Here is a 3189-nt window from a genome sequence, read left to right on the forward strand (position 1 = left end):
CCATCGTCTGCCCTCCCAAAGTCCTTGATGAGCAGCTCAATGCCGTCTCTGCGCCCCAGCTCGGCCGGGCCCGCAACGATCTCGCAAACTCGGTCAGGGTCGCCATCTACCCCCAGGACCACCACGCGCATATCAGCACGCACGCCCGATAGGTAGCGCATCCTCAATCGGGCAGGACGTTCGTTGATCTGCACAGCGTCTTCAATCTTGTCAGATCGTGAGGGCAGGACATCCTGCACTTGGGCCCAGCCGCTGGCGAACTCGCGCCACTCCTTTATCTCGGTGTTGTATTCCGGGTCTCGACCAATGACTTCGTACACCATGATGCGGATCTCTTTATCCAGGTCGCCAGCAAGTAAAAGCATGGTTACACCCCCAGGCCAACACGGTCAGTCCACAAAATCCGCTCAGCGCGGGTCATTGCGGCCGGCGTAGGCTGATCGCCCCGCTTGTCGTAACGGTCGCTCACCATTTCCAGCACAGCAGCCCGAAACTGCGCGTTGGCTACCATGGGCGAGTCGCCTGCTGTGCCGTCGGCCAGCGCAGCATCGAGCGCCACCTGGTCAGCAAACACCTTGCGATTGAGAAACTTTTCAGCCAAGCCCTCGGCGGCCTCCACCAGCAGGGTGAGCAAAACATCATCGGATGTGCTGGCCCGGCAGTAGCGGCGCGCCAGGTCAAGGCTGGTGATCATTGCTTGCTCGCTTTCTTGGCGTCTGGTTTCGTCTCGGCCTTGGCGGATGCCTGCTTTACCTTCACATCGCCATGCACGCGGACCAGCTCACGAAAATGGGCTTCGGAGGTTTCAAACTCCGTCACCACTTTGCCGCCCACATAGAGTGGGACAGTCGATTTGACTGGGATCATTTCGGTATCTCCAAGAAGATGGGGCCCGGGGATTTCCCAGGCCCCGGGTCATTACGGCGTAACGGTTGGCAGGTCGCCGTAGATGAACGCCTCAGGGCGGTAGACGGCCAGGGCGGCGCGCTCTTCGCAGCGGACAGAGATCAGGTTCTTCTCGAAGTCGTCGGCGTTCTCGGTGGAGATCACCACGTTGGCGTCTTCGCGGTCAAACAGCTGGGCGCCGTCACGGAATGCACCGGTCAGGAACTTGTTCAGGAAAGCTGCGATCTCGGTTTCCACTACCGGCAGACCCCACATCGAAGGCGCGTTTGTGCCCTGCGGGTTGCCGATGATGTAGCGGCCCAGGTCATCCTTGAGCAGCTCGATCTTGGCCCAGTCAGTGAAGTGCAGCACATGGCCGGAGGCCGGCACGCGGGCCAGTTGGGCCTGCAGCATGGCCCAGCGCAGCGTATCAATCGCAGTTGCGCCAGCAGGAATGCCGGTGGACGAGTACTCGGTGGCCTGCGGGATGATGCCGTGCAGATGCGCGCCAGTGCCATCGCCAAACAGGATCTCCTGCTCTTCCACGTACTTCAGGCCATAGCGCATTTCCTTGTCGATCAGGCTCTGCAGCTGGGCAAAGTCATCCATGATCTGCTTGGAGGCCTTGAACATGTGCGCGATGGTCGTGACTGGAGTGAGCTTGTTGGCAAACTCGATCTCGCTGTAGGGCTTGGCTGTGCCTTCAGCCACCACCTTGGCGGCATTGGTGAAGCCAGTTTGCTGCACCCAGTAGATGGCAGGCGACTCCGTGCGGCCAGGCGAGATCAGATCGCGGATGAATAGGCGTTGCTTGAGCTTCTCTTGCACGCCAGGCAGGCGCATTGGTTCGACCGTGCCAGCGGGAACGCCCGTAGACAGCAGCGCAGCCTGGATAGGGATAGACACGCGGCCCTTTTGGTTGGCCTGCACAAAGTCCTTGGCAAAGGAGGCCAGCTTGTCGCTTTTCGCCACGGTGGCGCCCAGGCTCAGTGCGGCAGCGGCATCGCCCAGATGGTTCTTGCCAGCCACATGCTGCTCGACCTCGCCCAGCTGCGCCTTGAGGGATTCGGAGGCCTGGCGCAACGTGTTGACCTCGGTGGCCATCTTATCCACCGACTCCTTGGTTTCGGCGCTCATATCGCCGGCTTTCTTGGCCTCCGCAAAGGCCTGCTCAGCCTTTTTGCTGAAGTCGCTAGACGATTTCTCCAGCGTGGCATTTACCTGCTTGAGCAGGTCCTGTACAGACATATCAGACATGGTTTGTCCTCTTCAAAAAAGATAACCGCCTTTTCGGCGGTCGTTGGTTTTGCTTGAGATGGCTTAGGCTCGCGCCGCTGCCCCAAATTGCGCAGTGAGCGCCAGAAGGTGCGCGGCGTCTGCCGCCGACACGGCAGCGCTCGGCGTGCCATCTTGGGTAGCGCCAGGCGTGCCCTTGATTTCTTGGATCAGGCTGCGGCGCTCGGTGCGAGACATGCCTGCCTTGGCCAGCGTCATATCGAGGCGCTGGACTGCTGATGCCTTGGCACCCCGCCCCTCCTCGATCTGGTCTGCCGGCGTGAAGTCGTCAGCAAATCCCTGATCGACCGCAGAGGTGCCGCTGATCCAGGTTTCTGCAGCCAGCATGGCCTGCAGCTTTTCCGTATCCAGGCCAGTGCGGGCCGCGTACATGTCAACCATCACCGCGTCAAACTCATCGTTTTGCGCGGCGATGTTGCGCAGGTCATCGGCATTGCCGACGGCCAGGCACCAGCATTTGTGAATCATGAAGAACGCAGACTTTGCAATCTGTACCTCATCACCCCCCATGGCCAGAACCGATGCGGCCGAAGCGGCCATGCCGAGCACGCGGATGGTCACTCGGCCCTCGTATTCACGGAACATGTTGTAGATGGCGATGCCGTGAAAGAGGCTGCCTCCTGGGCTGTTGATGTACACCGTCACATCCTTGCCGCCCAGGCTGCGCAGGATGCCCGCGCACTTGGCCTCGGTAAAGCCCGATCCGTCCCAGTCCTCGCCGATCACCTCAAAGATGCTGATGCTTGCCGCATCGTCCGCGCCCTTGGCTTGAAGGCCGCGATTCCAGCGCGCCATGATCGACTCGGGCACCTCAAAACGCGCTTTGGCGTTGAGGTGATCCGCCCGCAGAGCAGGCAAGTTTTTCTTGTTCATCTTCACCCTTTCGGTTCTTCCTCGAAGCCAAGGAGATTTCGCATTGCAGAGCGAATTTGTTGCAGCTCGCTGGTTGTGCCAATGGAGTCCAAGGTCGTCATGGCGGATTGCACGGTCAGCACTGCGGCGTTTCCG

General features: G+C 60.3%; 5 protein-coding genes. All 5 read right to left on the minus strand.

What is annotated here, in order from left to right; genetic code table 11:
• A partial coding sequence (locus LPW39_RS23320) for a phage head completion protein (RefSeq protein WP_230781160.1) occupies positions 1-365 on the minus strand: 365 nt, incomplete at its 3' end.
• A gap of 2 nt (positions 366-367) precedes the next feature.
• Positions 368-694, minus strand: a complete 327-nt coding sequence (locus tag LPW39_RS23325; RefSeq protein ID WP_230781162.1) for a head-tail connector protein — start codon at positions 692-694, stop codon at positions 368-370.
• The gene (locus tag LPW39_RS23330; protein WP_230781164.1) at positions 691-867 is read right to left on the minus strand and encodes a hypothetical protein; all 177 of its coding nucleotides are present in this window, start codon (positions 865-867) and stop codon (positions 691-693) included. The genes LPW39_RS23325 and LPW39_RS23330 overlap by 4 nt, the downstream gene beginning before the upstream one ends.
• A 51-nt stretch (positions 868-918) precedes the next feature.
• Positions 919-2142: a phage major capsid protein gene (locus LPW39_RS23335; protein WP_230781166.1), complete on the minus strand. Its 1224-nt coding sequence runs from the start codon at positions 2140-2142 to the stop codon at positions 919-921.
• A 63-nt stretch (positions 2143-2205) separates the two neighbouring features.
• Complete coding sequence (locus tag LPW39_RS23340) at positions 2206-3054, minus strand: head maturation protease, ClpP-related (protein WP_230781168.1); 849 nt, start codon at positions 3052-3054, stop codon at positions 2206-2208.
• Positions 3055-3189: the final 135 nt, after the last annotated feature.

Source organism: Comamonas koreensis (genome assembly GCF_021026195.1).
Taxonomy (GTDB): Bacteria; Pseudomonadota; Gammaproteobacteria; order Burkholderiales; family Burkholderiaceae_C; genus Comamonas; species Comamonas koreensis.